Annotated in this window: 17 protein-coding genes; 4 read left to right on the top strand and 13 right to left on the bottom strand. The window is 39.1% G+C overall.

The window, feature by feature from the left end; translation table 11 throughout:
* Positions 1 to 132: 132 nt before the first annotated feature.
* The 11 genes from FTT88_RS03110 to acnD all read right to left on the bottom strand — a co-directional run bounded on the left by FTT88_RS03110 (position 133) and on the right by acnD (position 9015).
* Positions 133 to 837, bottom strand: coding sequence for a DUF1003 domain-containing protein (locus tag FTT88_RS03110; protein WP_180004727.1), 705 nt, complete (start codon positions 835 to 837; stop codon positions 133 to 135).
* A gap of 106 nt (positions 838 to 943) precedes the next feature.
* Positions 944 to 1186 carry a DUF6868 family protein gene (locus tag FTT88_RS03105; protein WP_180004726.1) on the bottom strand — a complete coding sequence of 81 codons (243 nt, stop codon included), beginning with the start codon at positions 1184 to 1186 and terminating at the stop codon, positions 944 to 946.
* Between the two features lie 1110 nt (positions 1187 to 2296).
* Complete coding sequence (locus FTT88_RS03100; protein WP_180004725.1) at positions 2297 to 2554, bottom strand: hypothetical protein; 258 nt, start codon at positions 2552 to 2554, stop codon at positions 2297 to 2299.
* A 105-nt stretch (positions 2555 to 2659) separates the two neighbouring features.
* On the bottom strand, positions 2660 to 2869 hold the full coding sequence (locus FTT88_RS03095) for a hypothetical protein (RefSeq protein ID WP_180004724.1): 210 nt from the start codon (positions 2867 to 2869) through the stop codon (positions 2660 to 2662).
* A 216-nt stretch (positions 2870 to 3085) separates the two neighbouring features.
* A complete protein-coding gene (locus FTT88_RS17490; RefSeq protein ID WP_168378547.1) occupies positions 3086 to 3244 on the bottom strand; it encodes a DUF2569 family protein in 159 nt (52 codons plus the stop codon).
* A gap of 107 nt (positions 3245 to 3351) precedes the next feature.
* A complete protein-coding gene (locus FTT88_RS03085; RefSeq protein ID WP_111884815.1) occupies positions 3352 to 3927 on the bottom strand; it encodes a DUF4126 domain-containing protein in 576 nt (191 codons plus the stop codon).
* 127 nt (positions 3928 to 4054) lie between these two features.
* Positions 4055 to 4270 (bottom strand): hypothetical protein, encoded by a 216-nt coding sequence (locus FTT88_RS03080; protein WP_111884814.1) that lies wholly within the window; start codon positions 4268 to 4270, stop codon positions 4055 to 4057.
* 60 nt (positions 4271 to 4330) lie between these two features.
* Positions 4331 to 4750 carry a type II toxin-antitoxin system VapC family toxin gene (locus FTT88_RS03075; RefSeq protein WP_180004723.1) on the bottom strand — a complete coding sequence of 140 codons (420 nt, stop codon included), beginning with the start codon at positions 4748 to 4750 and terminating at the stop codon, positions 4331 to 4333.
* Positions 4750 to 4980 (bottom strand): antitoxin, encoded by a 231-nt coding sequence (locus FTT88_RS03070; protein ID WP_078191134.1) that lies wholly within the window; start codon positions 4978 to 4980, stop codon positions 4750 to 4752. The genes FTT88_RS03075 and FTT88_RS03070 overlap by 1 nt, the downstream gene beginning before the upstream one ends.
* Before the next feature lie 106 nt (positions 4981 to 5086).
* Positions 5087 to 6226 (bottom strand): hypothetical protein, encoded by a 1140-nt coding sequence (locus tag FTT88_RS17265; protein ID WP_257223070.1) that lies wholly within the window; start codon positions 6224 to 6226, stop codon positions 5087 to 5089.
* A 170-nt stretch (positions 6227 to 6396) separates the two neighbouring features.
* Positions 6397 to 9015 carry a Fe/S-dependent 2-methylisocitrate dehydratase AcnD gene (gene acnD, locus FTT88_RS03060; protein WP_180004722.1) on the bottom strand — a complete coding sequence of 873 codons (2619 nt, stop codon included), beginning with the start codon at positions 9013 to 9015 and terminating at the stop codon, positions 6397 to 6399.
* A 590-nt stretch (positions 9016 to 9605) separates the two neighbouring features.
* On the opposite strand from acnD, the gene FTT88_RS03055 reads away from it, so the two are divergent.
* From FTT88_RS03055 to FTT88_RS03045, 3 genes are all read left to right on the top strand, one after another.
* Positions 9606 to 11705 carry a multicopper oxidase family protein gene (locus FTT88_RS03055; protein WP_180004721.1) on the top strand — a complete coding sequence of 700 codons (2100 nt, stop codon included), beginning with the start codon at positions 9606 to 9608 and terminating at the stop codon, positions 11703 to 11705.
* 117 nt (positions 11706 to 11822) lie between these two features.
* Positions 11823 to 12548, top strand: a complete 726-nt coding sequence (locus FTT88_RS03050; RefSeq protein WP_257220772.1) for a folate-binding protein YgfZ — start codon at positions 11823 to 11825, stop codon at positions 12546 to 12548.
* Positions 12549 to 12646: 98 nt separating this feature from the next.
* Positions 12647 to 13900, top strand: coding sequence for a YgcG family protein (locus tag FTT88_RS03045; RefSeq protein WP_180004720.1), 1254 nt, complete (start codon positions 12647 to 12649; stop codon positions 13898 to 13900).
* Positions 13901 to 13980: 80 nt separating this feature from the next.
* On the opposite strand, the gene FTT88_RS03040 is transcribed toward FTT88_RS03045, so the two are convergent.
* Both FTT88_RS03040 and FTT88_RS03035 read right to left on the bottom strand, forming a co-directional pair.
* A complete protein-coding gene (locus FTT88_RS03040; RefSeq protein WP_180004719.1) occupies positions 13981 to 15165 on the bottom strand; it encodes a sorbosone dehydrogenase family protein in 1185 nt (394 codons plus the stop codon).
* Between the two features lie 208 nt (positions 15166 to 15373).
* Positions 15374 to 15619: a hypothetical protein gene (locus FTT88_RS03035; protein WP_078191141.1), complete on the bottom strand. Its 246-nt coding sequence runs from the start codon at positions 15617 to 15619 to the stop codon at positions 15374 to 15376.
* A gap of 249 nt (positions 15620 to 15868) precedes the next feature.
* Here FTT88_RS03035 and FTT88_RS03030 point away from each other — a divergent pair, with 249 nt between their 5' ends.
* Entirely contained in the window at positions 15869 to 16675 is an 807-nt protein-coding gene (locus FTT88_RS03030; RefSeq protein ID WP_180004718.1) for a tetratricopeptide repeat protein, read from the top strand.
* Positions 16676 to 16832 lie beyond the last annotated feature (157 nt).

Here is a 16832-nt window from a genome sequence, read left to right as displayed (position 1 = left end):
AAAGATATATTGAAAATATTTTTCCCAACTATGGTTTTTTAGCATTTTTTCCATCTTATAAATGACTTTTCACGAGAATTTCCGCCATAACTTAGTACTCAAACAACAATTAATTATGCTGTTCAAAGCAAACTATTGCTTCTTTTTACTCATTTCGGACAGTAAATCCAACTGAATTTCCTGAATCGTGGCAAGACGATCCCATTGATGCATCAACAAATGATCTATCTTTTCATGTAAATGGCGAATTTCTAATTCAGCTTTTAAATTCACTTGATAATCATTCTCCGAACGCATGCGGTCTTTAGCTTCTTGACGGTTTTGGCTCATCATAATAATGGGCGCTTGTATGGCAGCGAGGCAAGACAACATCAAATTCAGCAAAATAAAAGGATAAGGATCAGCAGGATGCTTCACCATCACTACCGTATTGACTAAAATCCACACCGCTAAAAACAATGTAAAACAAATAAGAAATGCCCAGCTGCCGCCGAATGTTGCAATTTTATCCGCTAGCCTTTCGCCAAAACTCCACTGCTGATCCAGCTTTTCTTCAACATTTTTGCTAATCAGATCATGCTGCTGCATGCTGTTCAGCACTTCATATTCTAAATTGGAGACTTCGCCTTGTTCGGAGTTCAAAATTGACTGTACATATTGCATACGGTATTTGGTTAAATCAGTTTGGCAAATATAGTCCTGAGCACCGGATTCAGGAAAATCCTGAGCAATTTCTTCTGTAATGACTTTACGCACGGTTCCCATCGGAATCATATTTTTCAGTGGGAAACTTTTTTTGCACACCAAACAAGTACGGCATTCTACTTTCCCGTTCATTCTTGCCTTGCCCAATTGAATTTTATGTTCTTTTGAGCATACTGTTTTGCCTAAATTCAATGCAAGCAGCTTGTGCTTTTACACCAATATTTTTTATGATTTAAGCCTATTTTAGATAGTGCAGTGCAATGTAGGGTGTTAAATTCAAAAGTAAAATACCAATTTTATAAACAGCCATTCCACCATAATGAATAGCGTCAAACTGCTGATCGCTCAACTTAAACCAATGCCCATGCAGGCGTTTCATCCAATCTTTAGCAAAGACAAATACTACAAACCAAATGATTAAAATCAGATAGTTAATCACTAAGCTATACAGCAAGAAATCGCTTAAATGACTCAAGTTCATGGCAAATCTCCTAAGCGTATTTTTATCCTTAGTTTATGCCCCTTTCGAGCAATTGAATATTGCTTTTAAATTTCCGCTTAGATTTGGACTATTTTTAAGAGAGATGCCTGACGATCTTTGAGCTTGTGCTGATTTCACTGGTGTGGTTTGTTTTGTGTGGATTAAAGGAGTAATTATTGTTTTTTATTTTGGCTTAAATTTTTGGGGTGGTATAAGAGAAAACAATGTTGTTTACTTCAACTATCATCACTTTGTAAGTCATGATCTTATAGCCTATAAACTTCTGGTTTATAGCGTCCTAAGCTGAATCGAGACCTTTTGGGTGAGTACTGTACGCGTGTTTTGCACCACTGACAGCATGCTACTCTTTTCAATCTCTATCACACCCTTGAGATATACTTTAACCAAAGGGCATCGGGATTAATTTCCTAAGTTTTTCTAATTTTCTGCAAATTCAGCAAATTTTTTCAGCCATTTTAGGTTTAGCAGGATATTTTATCTTTTCAGCTCATTTCAGCGTTTTTTATCTGCAGATTTACCCAATTATAAGAAATTTTTCTTTCACAACAGACCAAATGTCCGAACACAGCGTCAAATTCTAAAATGTATCGCCACTGAGCATTCATCCCCTTTGCTTCATCCATCTAGGTTGAACACGACTCACAAAACACCGCTCAGTGAGTAACTAATGATCTAGATCTATCTTTGTTCTACTTATTGAAGTGAGGTTACGCAGTAACATCAGAAGCGCAATTTGCTTCAAATAAATGAACGATACGCGGTAACGTCATCCGCAAGTGTTTGAGACAGGGCTATTTTTAATCAAAAATGTTTTTGCGATACTGTGAATAATTTGACGGTAATGAGCGAGTTTTGCGGTGAGGAGCATTGCTCCGCAAGATGGTTTCCTTGCGAAGCTTCGCTTCTCATTTTGCCGAATGAGAAACAACGTTTCGTAAGAGTACCTCCAGCCGAAGGCTAATCCTTTTATTCAATCCCTAGATATAAGACACCGTCGAATAGAATTAAAAATCATTTTAAAAATGCAAAACTACTTTTAAGTGTGTAACATCAGTTATTTAATGGATGATCTATTCAATGCATTATTGGTCAATGAGCTAAATAGCTTTGTACCCACTGTGCGCTAAACCACCAACCACTACATGCCGCCATACCACAGAGTAAATTGGCCAAAATTTTATTCATTCGACTGAGGTCTGATGCATATATTTTGAGATTGATCAAATAAGCAATCACGGCATATACCAGTCCAATCGCACCACCAATGATGATCAGGATCAAAGGCCATGCTGCATAGGCATGTGCCACTGCTGGATATTTTGTAGAACGGATGGTTTCTGTGGTCATGCTGTATATCCTATTAATAACGCGATTACCTGTTTTAGTTAGCAATTTCTGCGCCATTATTCTTGGATATACAGCTTTATTTCAAGGTTAATGCATGTTGAATTTCTAGCTTTGACTACAGCATTTATCGCAACCGACAACTTTTTCTGTTGGCCAGCTCATTCGTGCACGCTTATAAGCGAGTTCGAAATTGGCAAAATAACCAATCAATATTTGCTGGTCAAATTGCGGCATGTCTACACATCCTTGCGAACCATTGTGAATTAAATGCGAGCCATTCGTTAAGGCATTTTCATCGACTATAAATTTAATCATCTACCATTCCCCTCATTATTTTTTATAAAATTCAAAGATTAATAAATCCATATAAAAATTATGTGATTTATAATCACATACTAAAATTATGCCTTTTTTGTTTAAAAATCAACCATATTTTAAAGATTTTTTAGCCGTCTCTTGGATGACTTAAACGCAGAATGATGTGCTCTTTTAGGATGGATAGGTGGGATTGCTCGATTTCATTTTTTGCGCTTAAGCCGAGTGCTTGGAATGTTGAGTAAAGGTATTTTTCACTCGAACTGACATCAACAAATACGGCGTCCAAATCAGACAACCCATAGTACTCGTCGCTAACTGTATGATGGTCTGTGTATCAGTAGCGCTTCTTATAATTTTTATAATCTTTATCAAACTTTGCTAATACTCAGTTTCGGATTTTTATTTCTATATTTATTAAACATAACGCAGATCACTCACACAAAAAGATGGATTCATTTTAGAGTGAAATATTGATTGGTTTATAAAGGGGTATCGACCTGTACAGTTCGTTTTTGGCGTATGCGGCGAACCAACCAGATCACGATTGCAATCACTAAGATCACCACGAAAAATGGGACTAAAAAGGCCAATACTGACAAGACTGCAGCACCAATCCATTCCCCTGTAGATAAGATTGGATTTGCAACGCCACCTGTGGTTGCGGTAGATACGCCACGCGCTGCGACGGTACTCATTTGTACTGCTGTTGCTGTACCACCACCGACAATAATTGCTGCCGCCCAACTGGCAAACTGTGACATTTCACCTGAGCTTACTGCCATTGTGGCGATGGTCCCTGCGATCATGGCTGCAGGTGTTGAAATGGTGTCGAGGGCATTGTCTACCCAAGGGATATAGTACGCGGCAATTTCACAGACAGTCGCAATTGCTAAGCCAATACAAACCGCAGGCATAGACAACCATTCGAATCCTTTCATTGGTTCGAATAGTCCTAAAATGGATGCAACACTCATCACCAATAAAGGTACAAAGACACGGAAGCCACAGGCAGCACTTAAGCCAATACCAATACACAGTCCTAATATTGTTTCCATGGGCTTCTCCGAATGGTCAAACGTACAATTTGTTTTTATATATGCTGTGTTATACGTTAGCAAAAAGCCCTATCGAGTGATAGGGCTTTTCTTTCTAAACAGCGGATAACTGTTAGTGTTTTGCAGCTTAGGCATTCTTATTGTTAAATTGATTGCCTTGGCATTTGGTACACGGTGGTAAACGATCAGTACCAATTTCTAAGTAGACGCGGTGTCCGCATTGAACACAAAAATAGAAGCCTGTTCCGGGTTTTTGACCAGCAGTAACCATTTTTGTTCTCCATGTGTTTTTAGAAATGGTAGATTCAGTATAACCCTCTTGTGATGAATGTCTATTGGTCATTTCGACAATTGATAATGGCATTTAGGCAAAGCATAATTTCGAAAGGAAATTTTGGTGGGTTTACAGCGATTTGCTGAGCCAGTTCTCTACTTGCAATTCGTCTACACGCAGAAATTCTTTTTCATTGTTTGTGACCATGACCCAATTATTTGATCGTGCATGAGCAGCTAGCCATAAATCGTTATTGCCAATTATTTGCCCCTGAAGCGCTAACTGTTTTCGAATTTGAGCATAGTGTACGGCGGTTCGTTCATCTAACTCTATAACAGGAATGATTGAAGTTAATTCATCAATCACTTTGAAAGCTTTTTCTTTCCATTGGCTTTTTTCCGCACCAAAGCGAAGTTCACCCAAAGTAATCACTGAAATAAAAATATTGCCGTCAGGTAAATGTTTTTCAAAATGCTGACGGACAATTTCGGGTTGATGCTTGGTGATATAAATACAAATATTGGTATCTAATAAATATTGTGTTGGCATTAGAACTCTTCTCGTTCTTGCGGTGGTTCATCCACTCTTGTTTCTGCATAAAAGTCGTCTGGCATTTGTGCCAAAACTTTAAATAATTGATCTGCTGTGACCGGTTTTTCACGCAATATGACTTCGTCACCACGGCGGAAGATTTCAACTTCTTTGCCTTCAAAGCGAAATTCTTTGGGTAAGCGAATAGCTTGGCTGCGACCTGTCATAAAAACTTTTGCGGTAGTCATAGGGCTACTCCATCAGTTTTGATATATATCTTATGATAGGTATTTATTGAGTGTTTTTCAATCAAAAATATAAATATCTTGTAAAAATCAGTGTGAGTTTTTAATGTTAATAATTAGCATTGATATAATTACATAAGTGCTCATTCTCACTATCTAGCCAGTCTCCAAAAACATCTATATCCTCTGCTTTCTTTAGCAGTTGTGAGAGCGATTTATCATCCATTACTAGATCTAAGCCACTATTACAAAACATCCATGCAACCTCTAAGTTTTCTTTAAAAAAATTATCTACTTCATCAAAAAAAAGACAAATATTTTCAAATTCACTTTCATTCAGCGGTATAAAGTTAAAGTGAACACTATCTTTATAATCTGACATTGTCGCAGGAACTACTCCATAATTTTCTAAATGAAAATGAAATGATTGCCCTTTCTTTTCAAAACCACCATGAGCAAAAGTATTCCTATACTTCTCTTTAATTAAAGTGAGTTCATCATGTATTCTTTTACTATTTGGATTACTTAAGTCAAAAACTTCACTGTATTTTTTAGACCAAAACTCACCAATAAATTTCTTAATATCATATTCCTTCTTATTTTTTGAAAAAGGCAATGCAAGCACTAAAATATGTTCTAACCGACTAAAATATGAATCAATCATTGCCAAGGAGTTATACACTGCGTACTGCTCTAAATCTCTTTTAGCAAAAAATGTATTCAACATGCTAGAAAAGTCTTTATTCTTAATAACGTTATCAATTTCTTTTTTAAAATTTTTTTTAGATTGGTCGCGAAAATAATAATATTGACCACTTAATTTATGGAAAAGATTTGGAATTGTAAAATTATTTAATGCAACTTGATTTTCTGCATACTGATTCAAAATATTCTTTTCAATAAACTTAATATTTTTCTTTAATTTATTAATTAATTCTTTCTGAATAGCCTCAACATCTGCTATTCGTTCACTATACAATCTTAAACCAAATTTGTGAGAGCTAATTAAATTTACTGCACCTTTATATTCAAAAATTATCCCCCAATGCATTTTATCCCATCTGGATATTGTTCTAAATCCACATATTTTATGAAGAGTAAATAAGAGTATAGACTCTACTGGAAAATCTTCACGAGAAATAGATATTACTGTTTTTTCATCTAATTTAGTTTCAGATGAAGGATCTGTTAATTTGAAATCTTGAAATATTCTTTCTAATTGAACTTTTATCTCTTTAGTAAACTTCATATTCCCAACTCAAAAAAACCCTACATCAATGTAGGGTCTTTTTTAAACAATATCAAATACTTTAATCTCCCCCTTGCGAAGTAATACTTCTCATCTTTTAAAAAGGGGAACTCCCTCCTTTTTCAAAGGTGAGGAATATATTCCGTAAGGGGAGGATTTAAAGAATTACATCAAGCCACATTCCCTTCCAAGAAATCCTGTGCAAAACGCTGCAATACACCGCCCGCTTCATACACATGCACTTCTTCTTCGGTATCCAAACGGCAAGTCACAGGCACTTTAATGATTTCATTTTTACCATCAGCAGTTGAACGCTCAACCACCAAAGTCAGGTCAGAACGCGGTGCAATATTACCAATCACGCTATAAAGCTCAGTACCATCCAGCTTCAAAGTTTTACGGTCTGTCCCTGCTTTAAACTCAAGCGGTAACACGCCCATACCTACTAAGTTAGTACGGTGAATACGTTCAAAACCTTCTGCCACGATCACTTCTACACCCGCAAGACGCACACCTTTAGCAGCCCAGTCACGGCTCGAACCCTGACCATAGTCCTTACCCGCAATAATGATGAGCGGCTGCTTACGGTTCATATAAGTTTCAATCGCTTCCCACATACGCATCACTTCGCCTTCTGGCTCTACACGCGCTTTTGAACCTTGCTTGATCGTACCGTCAGATCGAACCACCATTTCATTGAACAATTTCGGGTTGGCAAATGTTGCACGTTGTGCCGTTAAATGGTCGCCACGGTGAGTTGCGTATGAGTTAAAGTCTTCTTCAGGCACGCCCATTTTATGCAGATACTCACCTGCTGCCGAATCCATCATAATTGCATTTGATGGTGACAAATGGTCTGTGGTGATGTTGTCTGGCAAAATTGCAAGCGGACGCATATTTGCAAGTGTACGCGGTGCAGCCAAAGCCCCTTCCCAATACGGCGGACGGCGGATATAAGTACTTTGCGGACGCCAGTCGTATAACGGGCTTGCCGCTTTTTCACGCTCACCCAAGTCAAACATTGGGATATACACTTTCTTAAACTGTTCAGGTTTAACCGCTTCTTTCACCAATGCATCAATTTCAGCATCAGACGGCCAAATGTCTTTCAGGTAAATTGGATTACCGTCTTTGTCATTGCCCAGTGAATCTGTTTCGATATCAAAACGAATCGTCCCTGCAATGGCATACGCCACAACTAAAGGTGGAGAAGCCAAGAATGCTTGTTTTGCGTATGGATGGATACGACCATCGAAGTTACGGTTACCAGAAAGTACCGCAGTTGCGTACACATCACGGTCAATAATTTCTTGTTGAATCGCTGGGTCTAATGCACCAGACATACCGTTACAAGTAGTACATGCATAAGCGACAATACCAAAACCAAGTTTTTCTAAGTCTTTCAGTACGCCTGCTTCTTCCAAATACAATGCAGCCGCTTTAGAACCTGGTGCAAATGATGATTTCACCCAAGGTTTACGCACTAAGCCCAACTCATTCGCCTTACGTGCTAACAAACCTGCAGCCACAGTATTACGTGGGTTTGAAGTATTGGTACAAGAGGTAATGGCAGCAATAATCACCGCGCCATCTGGAATTAAACCTTCTGCTTCTTGCGCACGTGCTGCTTCTAAGTTGCCTGCAATGCCTTTGGCTTTTAGGTCAGCCGTCGATACACGTGCATGTGGGTTCGATGGACCTGCAATATTACGAGTCACTTTCGACAAATCAAAACGCAGTACACGCGGATATTCCGCTGCTGTCATATCTGACGCCCAAAGACCGATTTCTTTGGCATAGCTTTCAACCAATTTCACTTGATCTGCTTCGCGGCCTGTCAAAGTCAGGTAATCAATGGTGTTTTGGTCGATATAGAACATCGCAGCCGTTGCGCCATATTCAGGGGTCATGTTCGAGATCGTTGCACGGTCACCCACTGACATGCTGTCTGCGCCTTCACCGAAGAACTCTAAATAAGCACCAACCACGCGCTCTTTACGCAAGAACTCAGTGAGGGCTAATACGATATCGGTTGCGGTAATGCCTGCTTGACGCTGACCTACCAGTTCTACACCAATGATGTCTGGCAGACGCATCCAAGATGCACGTCCCAGCATCACGTTTTCAGCTTCTAGACCGCCGACACCGACAGAAATCACGCCCAAGGCATCAGTATGCGGCGTATGTGAGTCTGTACCCACACAGGTATCTGGGAATGCTACGCCTTCACGGTTTTGAATCACTGGAGACATTTTTTCCAAGTTGATTTGGTGCATGATGCCGTTGCCCGCAGGGATCACATCGACATTTTCAAAGGCTGTTTTGGTCCATTCAATGAAATGGAAACGGTCTTCGTTGCGGCGGTCTTCAATCGCGCGGTTTTTCTCAAATGCGTCAGGGTCAAAACCGCCAAACTCTACAGCTAGAGAATGGTCAACAATCAGCTGCGTTGGAACAACAGGATTAACTTTTGACGGGTCGCCGCCTTGGTCTGCAATCGCATCACGCAAGCCTGCAAGGTCAACCAATGCGGTTTGACCTAGGATGTCATGGCACACCACACGTGCAGGGTACCAAGGGAAATCGTGGTCTTGTTTGCGATTAATCAGTTCTTTTAAAGATTGTTCTAAGATTGCAGGGTCGCATTTACGAACCAACTGCTCTGCAAGGACTTTAGATGTATATGGGAGTTTTGCGTATGCGCCTGGCTGAATATCTTCTACGGCTTGGCGTACATCGAAGTATTCTAGCTGGGTGCCTTGCAGCGGTTTACGGTAGTTGTTGTTCATAGCGTTCCTGCCCTCGGTCTTTCATTTTTTTGCGTTGTCTTTTTCATAGACAATTCATCTTTGTTCGATAGGCATACTACACTGCCGAAAACCCATTTCCCAAATCTCATATATTTCATAGAGTTAAATATAAAAATAGGGGTTTTTGAAATATTTAGTTACACTAACTTTGGAATATTCGCTCTAAATGTGAATTTTTTTGAAAAATAGCTGCAAATCTGCCTCATTCTTTAGTCTAAGGTAAATTGCACTGCATAATAATTAATCTAAATATCAACCAAATTGATTAAAAATCAGTCTTATCAATTTTAGTATTTAATAATCAAGGCATTAAATTACTTCATTAGCTCATTGCTCCTCAAAGCCATAATATGAATCAAAACACGGTTTTATTATTTATTTTATCTTAATTCTCAATTTATCCCTATTTGCAGGGATAGCGTCGAATCACCCCTCTCTCAGATAATAAAAGCACGACATACAAGGACAGTAACTCGCTGTATTCACCAAAATAATCACAATATTTACAAAACCTTAGCTAAAAAATCAGCGACTACTGTTCTACCGTCATTATGCTTTGGGGAAAGATCATGACAAAATTTAAAACCATCATTGGGGCTGGCTGCCTCTTAAGCTGTCTCAGCTTCATTGCCTGTGGCGACAACGACCAATCGACAACAGATTCGACGATTCAAGAAGAGGAAGTAGACTCACCGACTGTCGTCTCGAATCCACCACGTTTGAAAGCCAATGCACAAGGTGAACATGAACTGCTGATTGCCTATAAACGCCAAGCCTTATACGACCCTGAAACGGGTGAGAATGATCTATTACAAGTCAGAGGCTATCTGACTAAACCTGAACTCTGGAACTCGAAAAATAGCGATGGCAGTGTTTCTGATGTGTTGGTCGGCCCACAAATTCGTGCGAAACAAGGTGACAATTTAAAAATTCATCTGGTCAATCATCTCCCTGTTGAATCGACGGAGACCTGTCCAAGTCCAGTGACCAATATTAACCAAGGGAACTGTTTTAACACCACAAATTTACATACACATGGTCTTTGGGTTAGCCCGCAAGGAAATAGTGACAACGTATTTTTGAGCTTAAAGCCTCAGCAAGATTTTCATTACGAATTTAAGATCGAACCGAATCATCCTGCGGGAACATTTTGGTATCACTCTCATGTGCATGGTTCAACCGCGATTCAGGTCTCTAGCGGCATGGCTGGCCCTTTGATTATTGAGGGAGAGCGAAAACCTGTCATTCGTCAGGGGCAAATTCAGCAGACTGGAGATTTGGACATCTTATGGAAAAATCAAAAAAACCAGCAGTATGACCATGAAAAAATCATGCTGTTCCAGCAGATTCAATACAATGAAGATTGCGACAGCAAATTAAGCCAAGTAAATGGCACACCCTGTATCTATAGCTTAGAAGATTATTCAAAACTCGATATACCGACCTCATGGGCAGATGACAATCGTTTTACCAGTATCAATGGCAAAATGTTTGGTGAAATTAAGGTGGATCAGAACCAATACCACCGCTGGCGCATGATTCATGGCGGTATCCGTGACACCATTGGTTTGACCATCAAAGAACTGCCTGATTCTGCGCTCTTTACCGCAGAGCAAACCCTTAGTGAATGTCAAAAGTATCAAAGCAAGTCGATGTCTTCACAGTTTAAAACGCTGAAAACATTACCGTTGTATACCCTTGCACAAGACGGCTTGACCATGGGAAAAATCCAAAAGCAAGGGATTGAAATTTTTCAGCCGGGTTATCGCTTTGATGCCATGCTCTCTTTCCCGACCACCAATAAATACTGTGTATACGATGCCAAGCTGAATCTAGAAGATGAAATTAATGCGCCTGAATCAAGTCCGCTACTGCGTCGCGCACCGGAAGAAAAACTTAATACACAGCTCCTCGGTTGGGTCAATGTAAAAGCAACCCAACTACCGCAGCAAACGCCTTATAACTTTTTGAAAAGTCAGGCAACCCAATTGAAACTGGCACCAGAAGTGATTGCACAGCTCGAACAGGGTGATTTATCAGCCTTTATCTCTCATGCGAGTTTAATGACTGCTGAAGTCGATGAAATGCTCAAAAAAATGGCGAAGCAAATCACCAACTTTGACATTCTGTTCAATGCAGATGGCAGCTTTAAATTTGGTATTCGTCATGCCGATGAAGGCACCTTGATAAGCTTTGGAGATGCCTACCACGATGAAGACCATACCCACCATAGCTATGTCCGCAAGCTTCCAATCGGGCAAACCCAAGAGTGGGAGTTGAGTAGTAATGTTGCAAGTCATCCCTTCCATATCCATGTCAATCCATTCCAAGTCGTGAAAATATTGAATGAAAATGGTGTCGATGTCAGTGCCATCGGCAGCTCAGATAAAGATGGTGCAGGAAATATTGACTCGCAATATCATGGAATGAAAGGCGTTTGGAAAGATACGCTCTTCGTCAAACAGGGCTATAAAATCTTTGTGCGCAGCAAGTACGAAAAATTTGAAGGCGACTTCGTGCTGCACTGCCATATTTTAGACCATGAAGATCAAGGCATGATGGAAACCGTGCGTATTTGTGGCGACCAATATGATTGTAATAGTGAACCGCCTTCACATCATTCCACTATGGATATGACTGCAAGCGATATGCCGACACACAGTCACTAAGACCGATCTATGCTGTACAAAAGCCCATATCAATATGGGCTTTTTGTTTGCCTAACACTGCGGCTTGCTGCAAAATAACATGATTAATGATATCTAAAATTTATACTGAGGCTGGTCATGACAACGTCTATGGCATTCACATCTTTTTCTCTCAACGGTGTCGATGCACAAAAATTTCTACAAGGGCAAGTGACTTTGCATGTTGAACGCCTTGAAGAAAATGCAACACGTTATACTGCAATCTGCGACCTCAAAGGCCGTATTCACTTTGGTTTATGGCTCACCAAACACAGTGCTGAAAGTTTTTCTATTGTCACTACGGCAGATCAAGCCGAAGAATTTGCCAAACATATTAAAAAATTTGGTGCATTTTCTAAGATGAAACTTGAAGAAACTGGTACAGTTTTTCCAAGTTTAGTCAGTGATGAAACGACATTTTCTTCGGAACCGACGGATGTTGCAGCATGGGAAATTCAAGCGATTCAAGCGGGTCAGGCCTATATCGACCAAGCCATTGAACATGTGTTCCAACCACAAGAGTTACGTCTACATCAGCGTGAAGGTGTCCACTATGACAAAGGCTGTTATTTGGGTCAGGAAGTGATTGCACGTTTATGGTTTAAAGCCAAACCAAAAGCTTGGTTGCATGCAATTCAAGGCACGGGTACTGCTCCTGCACAAGGCGAACAGCTGAATAAAGGCGTACAAGTCGTCAATAGCGCGGCTGTAGATAATGGTTATGTAGCATTGGTTGTTGCTCGTCCAGAAGCTTTAGAAGAGTTAGATGTAACTGTTTTAGCCTTGCCTGAAGCATTAAATGGTGATGTGGCACGTCCTGCTTAAGCATCTTAATTTTTAAATAAGAGCCAAATTACAAAAGCTGTTTGGCTCTTATTCTGATTACTATTTAAAATTACAACAAACTATAAAGATTTATAAAAATGCTCATCCCTTTCCCATTTCGCTTTTTCTTATTGAATTGCCTCATTCTCTTCAGTTGTTTTATATCGCCAAATATTTATGCCGAGATAAATTCAGCGGTATTGGAAGAGCTAAAAAATAGCAATGTGGTCGATCAAACCAACTCGCTTTCCCGCGATGAAATTGCCCAGTTAAAAAAGCAAAACGAGCAGCTTTATCAGCAAAAGCATGTCGACTTTAAAATTTTGATGATTCCCTCGACCAATGGAAAAGCTATTGATCAATATGCACTTGAGATATTCAATAAACTTAAAATTGGCAATGAAAAGCTCGATAACGGCTTACTACTTTTGGTTGCAAAAGATGATCGTAAAATACGGTTCGAGGTAGGTTATGGTTTAGAGGGAGATTTAACTGATCTAGAAGCTGGGCGCATAATTCGACACACCCTCGCTCCAAATTTCCAAAATAATGACTATTTTAATGGCTTTAAAGAAACACAAAAAAAGTTACTAGATAAATCAATTACTCTTGGTAAACCTAAAAACGAAGATCAAAAAATAGATCACATTCTAAAAACAATAGCTGGAATATTTCTATCATTCTTATTGTGTATCCCACTCTATTGGTGTTACACAAAAGTGATTATTAAATTTGGTACTAATGGTGCCTCAGGTGCTTTTATTGGACTCCTTATCTTTGAAATTTTTATTCATCTTTTGATTTTTGGTTATTTAAATTTTGGAAAAATTGCATTTTTACTTTGCGCATCTATTCCTCTTTATGCCCCTTTTATGTTGACTATATTTCTTCCCTTCAATGAACCATACAGATTACTTAAAACTATTTTATACAGCTTACCACTTCAGATTTTTGCTTTATTTGGCTTCGGCATTTTTTACTTCATCGAATTCTATCCTCAAATATCATTCATTATATTGACATCCATAACCAATTGTTTTATTTTACTTTTATTAAGATATGCAGTGTTTTTATATCGATTCAGAGCAGGGACTGAAAATACCTATCTCACCGCTTTTTATAATCAATATTTACAAGAAAAAGCACGTCAAAAAATGTTGGATGAACAATATGAGCTTTTAAATCCTTACAATAAAACGAGCGAATCAAGTCAGTCTTCTTCCTCTAGTTACAGCTCTTCATCGTCAAGCAGCAGTTCTTCATCAGGAAGCAGCTCAAGTAGTTCTTCCTCATCTTCCTCACGAGATTCAGGAGGCAGCTCAGGCGGCGGCGGCGCATCGGGTTCATGGTAATACCTAAAACGACGTGACGATTAAAGATTAATTTTTTAAAATCCAATCACTCAAAGCCAAAGCCTAAAGACTTTGGCTTTTTAATCACTCATTTTTTCCCTCACATAATAAATCACCCCTGCTCGATCATCTGAAAAATAAAAAGATTTTTCATCGATCTTATAAATATCAGCAGGTCGCCCATGCACCGTTTTACCAACGAGAAAGCCATCCATAAAAGTTTCAAGTTTTTGTCCTTTACGCATAATTGCAATTTGATAGCCATGGCCAATCGCCTCGTCGGTAGAGCCATGCAAGGCCACTAAAAAAAATTTTTTGATGGTGTCATCTGTGTCTGGATGATCAAAATAATCAAAACCTAATGCAGAGGAGTGTGAAGGAAAATATCCATAAGGCGATGGAACATTTTTACAGCCAGATGCACGTTTAAATTTAGCATCCGCCAAGACTTTGCCCTGCCATGAATAACATGCGGGCCAACCATAATCGACATCCTGTTTTAACGCATAAAAAGTTTCATCTGGCTTTTTACTTCCCAAATGATCAGAACCTTGATTGGTCGCAAATAGAAATCTACCGATCCATTTTAATCCAACAGCATTACGCAAACCTGTCGCATAAATCCGTTGCTCTGAACCATCAGGATTCATCTCGATGACGGATGCTCGCACTTTTTCTTTTTCTACACAGGCGTTACAACTCGAACCAACCGACACATAAACTTTTCCATTCCCACCAATAGCAATCGTCCGAGTCAGGTGCCAACCGCCGTATTTATAACTCAAACCATAATCTGGAAATGTCGCTAAAACCTCAGCCTTACCCGAAGGCTGAGTTTCACCTCTGTTGAATTTTTGCCGTGTCAGTTGGTGCGTTTCTGCCAAATAAAGCCAATCCTGTCCTTGAGCATCGGTATAAAACTGAACTGAATTTGGATTTCTCAAACCGGTCAGATAAGGAATGATTTTGCCAAATTTACCTGTGTCAGCATTCCAATCATCCAATATATAGACAGTACCTTTTTTATTATCTGTTAGATCATACATATCCGTGACAAACATTCTGCGATCAGGCGCTTGCGCAAAAAAACGAACACGTTTGAGACCTTCGGCAGCAGGAATAATTTCATACTGCGCAGGCAAATTTAATGAAAACTGCTTGCCATTTTTTAAATGGATTGGATGAGGTACAAGCTTGGGTTGTTGAGCCCAACTGGTCATTGAACAGACGAAACCAAGGATCAAGATGGCGCTTATTTTTATCATATTTAAATACATCTCAATGAATCATGTATATCTGTATTCATCATAGATGCCTTGTATCTATTTTATTCAATTTATATTTTTAGAAAATATTATACTTTTGAAAAGAAAGGTTTTTTTAAATCACATATGCTGTTGCAGCACACAACAGTCAAAAATAAGGAGGAACTTTATTCCCCCTCACGTCTTCGTTTTTAAATCATGATTTTAATCAAAATCCATGAAACAACTTATTCATGTCTTTGCATACATATTCTTTAAAATGATAGGCGCGCGCATGTTTGGCATCAAATTTAGCTTCCAAATCGCCTTTTTTGAAAATATAAACACGATCCTCTTTACTGACTAAAAACTCTGCACCCAGTTTCATCAAAAGCGCATCAATTTTATCTTCATCTGCAATCGATTCATCTGCATTAATTTTATCGTAATTGCGTTTAATGCCTTTAATAAACATCGCGCTGCCTCAGAGAAAATAACAATGCGCGATTAAATCAGAGTCCTGCTTTTTTGCAAAGGCTTTTGATGCAATTAAGTCATGGCATTTAAAGCGCTAAGGGCAATCAACATTATTTTATAAAAACGCTTTAAATCACAATTCCTCACTTTACATTTACGTAAATCTACCTATGATGTAAAAACCGACAAAAATAACCACCAAAACACATAAATGGAATTATGTGTATGATTTACAAAAGGTTTCAAGATGAAAAAAATCCTACTCGCAAGCATTTTAGCAATGAGCACTCAACTCGCTTTTGCTGAAACTAAAACAGATGCCGTCGATCCTGAATTTGCTAAAGTGGAAGCCATGGTCAAGGCCAAAGATATGAATGGCGCCTACCAAACACTAAGCAAGCTTGCAGCAAAAGGTAATGCTCAGGCCATTTATAATTTGGGCTATCTTACTCAAACAGGTCAAGGCGTAGCGAAGGATGAGAAAAAAGCCATCCAACTCTATGAACAGGCTGCAGCTAAAGGCTACCCAGTTGCTAACTATGTTTTAGGTAAAAATTATGCAACGGGCACACTGGGTTTAAAACAAGATACCAATAAGGCCAAACAATATTTAGAACGCGCATCTTCGGCTGGTTTTGAAGATGCCTCCATCGACTATGCCATTTTACTTTTTGCAGAAAATAAACCTGAGTCAGATAAATTGGCACTCAGTAAACTTGATCCGCTGATTAAAAAAGGCAACTACCCTGCGATTCATGCCAAAGCACTTTATGATATCAGTGCTGGCTTTAAAACTAAAAATGAAAAGCCTATTCAGCAAGGTCTAAATAGCATTCAAGAGTTAGCGAAAAAAGGTTATGTCCCTGCATTGATGGCGGTGGGCAATATGTTTGTAAATGGCAATATCATCCCGCAAAATTTGCCTGAAGCTAAAAAAATATTCAGTGCATTAGCCAAAGAAAATATTCCGCAAGCCAAAGAATCTTTGGCAACCGTGGATAAAATGATTGCTGAACAAGCCAAAGCGCCAAAAGCCAATGCGAAAAAGAGTTAATTAAGCATAAAAAAAAGCCCTGCACATGCAGTAATGCCAGTCAGTTAAGAGATTGACTGGCTTTTTCTTGGGTATTTTTGAGGTTTTCCTTTTACAACCCTTGGATAACTCCTCACTCTTCTCTCAGGTATAACATACCGATTAGATTTCTCCATTA

The organism is Acinetobacter sp. YH01024, from assembly GCF_013420195.1.
GTDB classification, from domain to species: Bacteria; Pseudomonadota; Gammaproteobacteria; order Pseudomonadales; family Moraxellaceae; genus Acinetobacter; species Acinetobacter amyesii.
This window is presented reverse-complemented; position numbering and strand designations above follow the sequence as displayed.

Excerpts from the sequence above, each read along its gene's own strand:
- FTT88_RS03110 (WP_180004727.1), bottom strand. The coding sequence starts at position 837 with ATGAACGGGAAAGTAGAATGCCGTACTTGTTTGGTGTGCAAAAAAAGT.
- FTT88_RS03105 (WP_180004726.1), bottom strand. The coding sequence starts at position 1,186 with ATGAACTTGAGTCATTTAAGCGATTTCTTGCTGTATAGCTTAGTGATT.
- FTT88_RS03100 (WP_180004725.1), bottom strand. The coding sequence starts at position 2,554 with ATGACCACAGAAACCATCCGTTCTACAAAATATCCAGCAGTGGCACAT.
- FTT88_RS03095 (WP_180004724.1), bottom strand. The coding sequence starts at position 2,869 with ATGATTAAATTTATAGTCGATGAAAATGCCTTAACGAATGGCTCGCAT.
- FTT88_RS03085 (WP_111884815.1), bottom strand. The coding sequence starts at position 3,927 with ATGGAAACAATATTAGGACTGTGTATTGGTATTGGCTTAAGTGCTGCC.
- FTT88_RS03080 (WP_111884814.1), bottom strand. The coding sequence starts at position 4,270 with ATGACCAATAGACATTCATCACAAGAGGGTTATACTGAATCTACCATT.
- FTT88_RS03075 (WP_180004723.1), bottom strand. The coding sequence starts at position 4,750 with ATGCCAACACAATATTTATTAGATACCAATATTTGTATTTATATCACC.
- FTT88_RS03070 (WP_078191134.1), bottom strand. The coding sequence starts at position 4,980 with ATGACTACCGCAAAAGTTTTTATGACAGGTCGCAGCCAAGCTATTCGC.
- FTT88_RS17265 (WP_257223070.1), bottom strand. The coding sequence starts at position 6,226 with ATGAAGTTTACTAAAGAGATAAAAGTTCAATTAGAAAGAATATTTCAA.
- acnD (WP_180004722.1), bottom strand. The coding sequence starts at position 9,015 with ATGAACAACAACTACCGTAAACCGCTGCAAGGCACCCAGCTAGAATAC.
- FTT88_RS03055 (WP_180004721.1), top strand. The coding sequence starts at position 9,606 with ATGACAAAATTTAAAACCATCATTGGGGCTGGCTGCCTCTTAAGCTGT.
- FTT88_RS03050 (WP_257220772.1), top strand. The coding sequence starts at position 11,823 with ATGACAACGTCTATGGCATTCACATCTTTTTCTCTCAACGGTGTCGAT.
- FTT88_RS03045 (WP_180004720.1), top strand. The coding sequence starts at position 12,647 with ATGCTCATCCCTTTCCCATTTCGCTTTTTCTTATTGAATTGCCTCATT.
- FTT88_RS03040 (WP_180004719.1), bottom strand. The coding sequence starts at position 15,165 with ATGATAAAAATAAGCGCCATCTTGATCCTTGGTTTCGTCTGTTCAATG.
- FTT88_RS03035 (WP_078191141.1), bottom strand. The coding sequence starts at position 15,619 with ATGTTTATTAAAGGCATTAAACGCAATTACGATAAAATTAATGCAGAT.
- FTT88_RS03030 (WP_180004718.1), top strand. The coding sequence starts at position 15,869 with ATGAAAAAAATCCTACTCGCAAGCATTTTAGCAATGAGCACTCAACTC.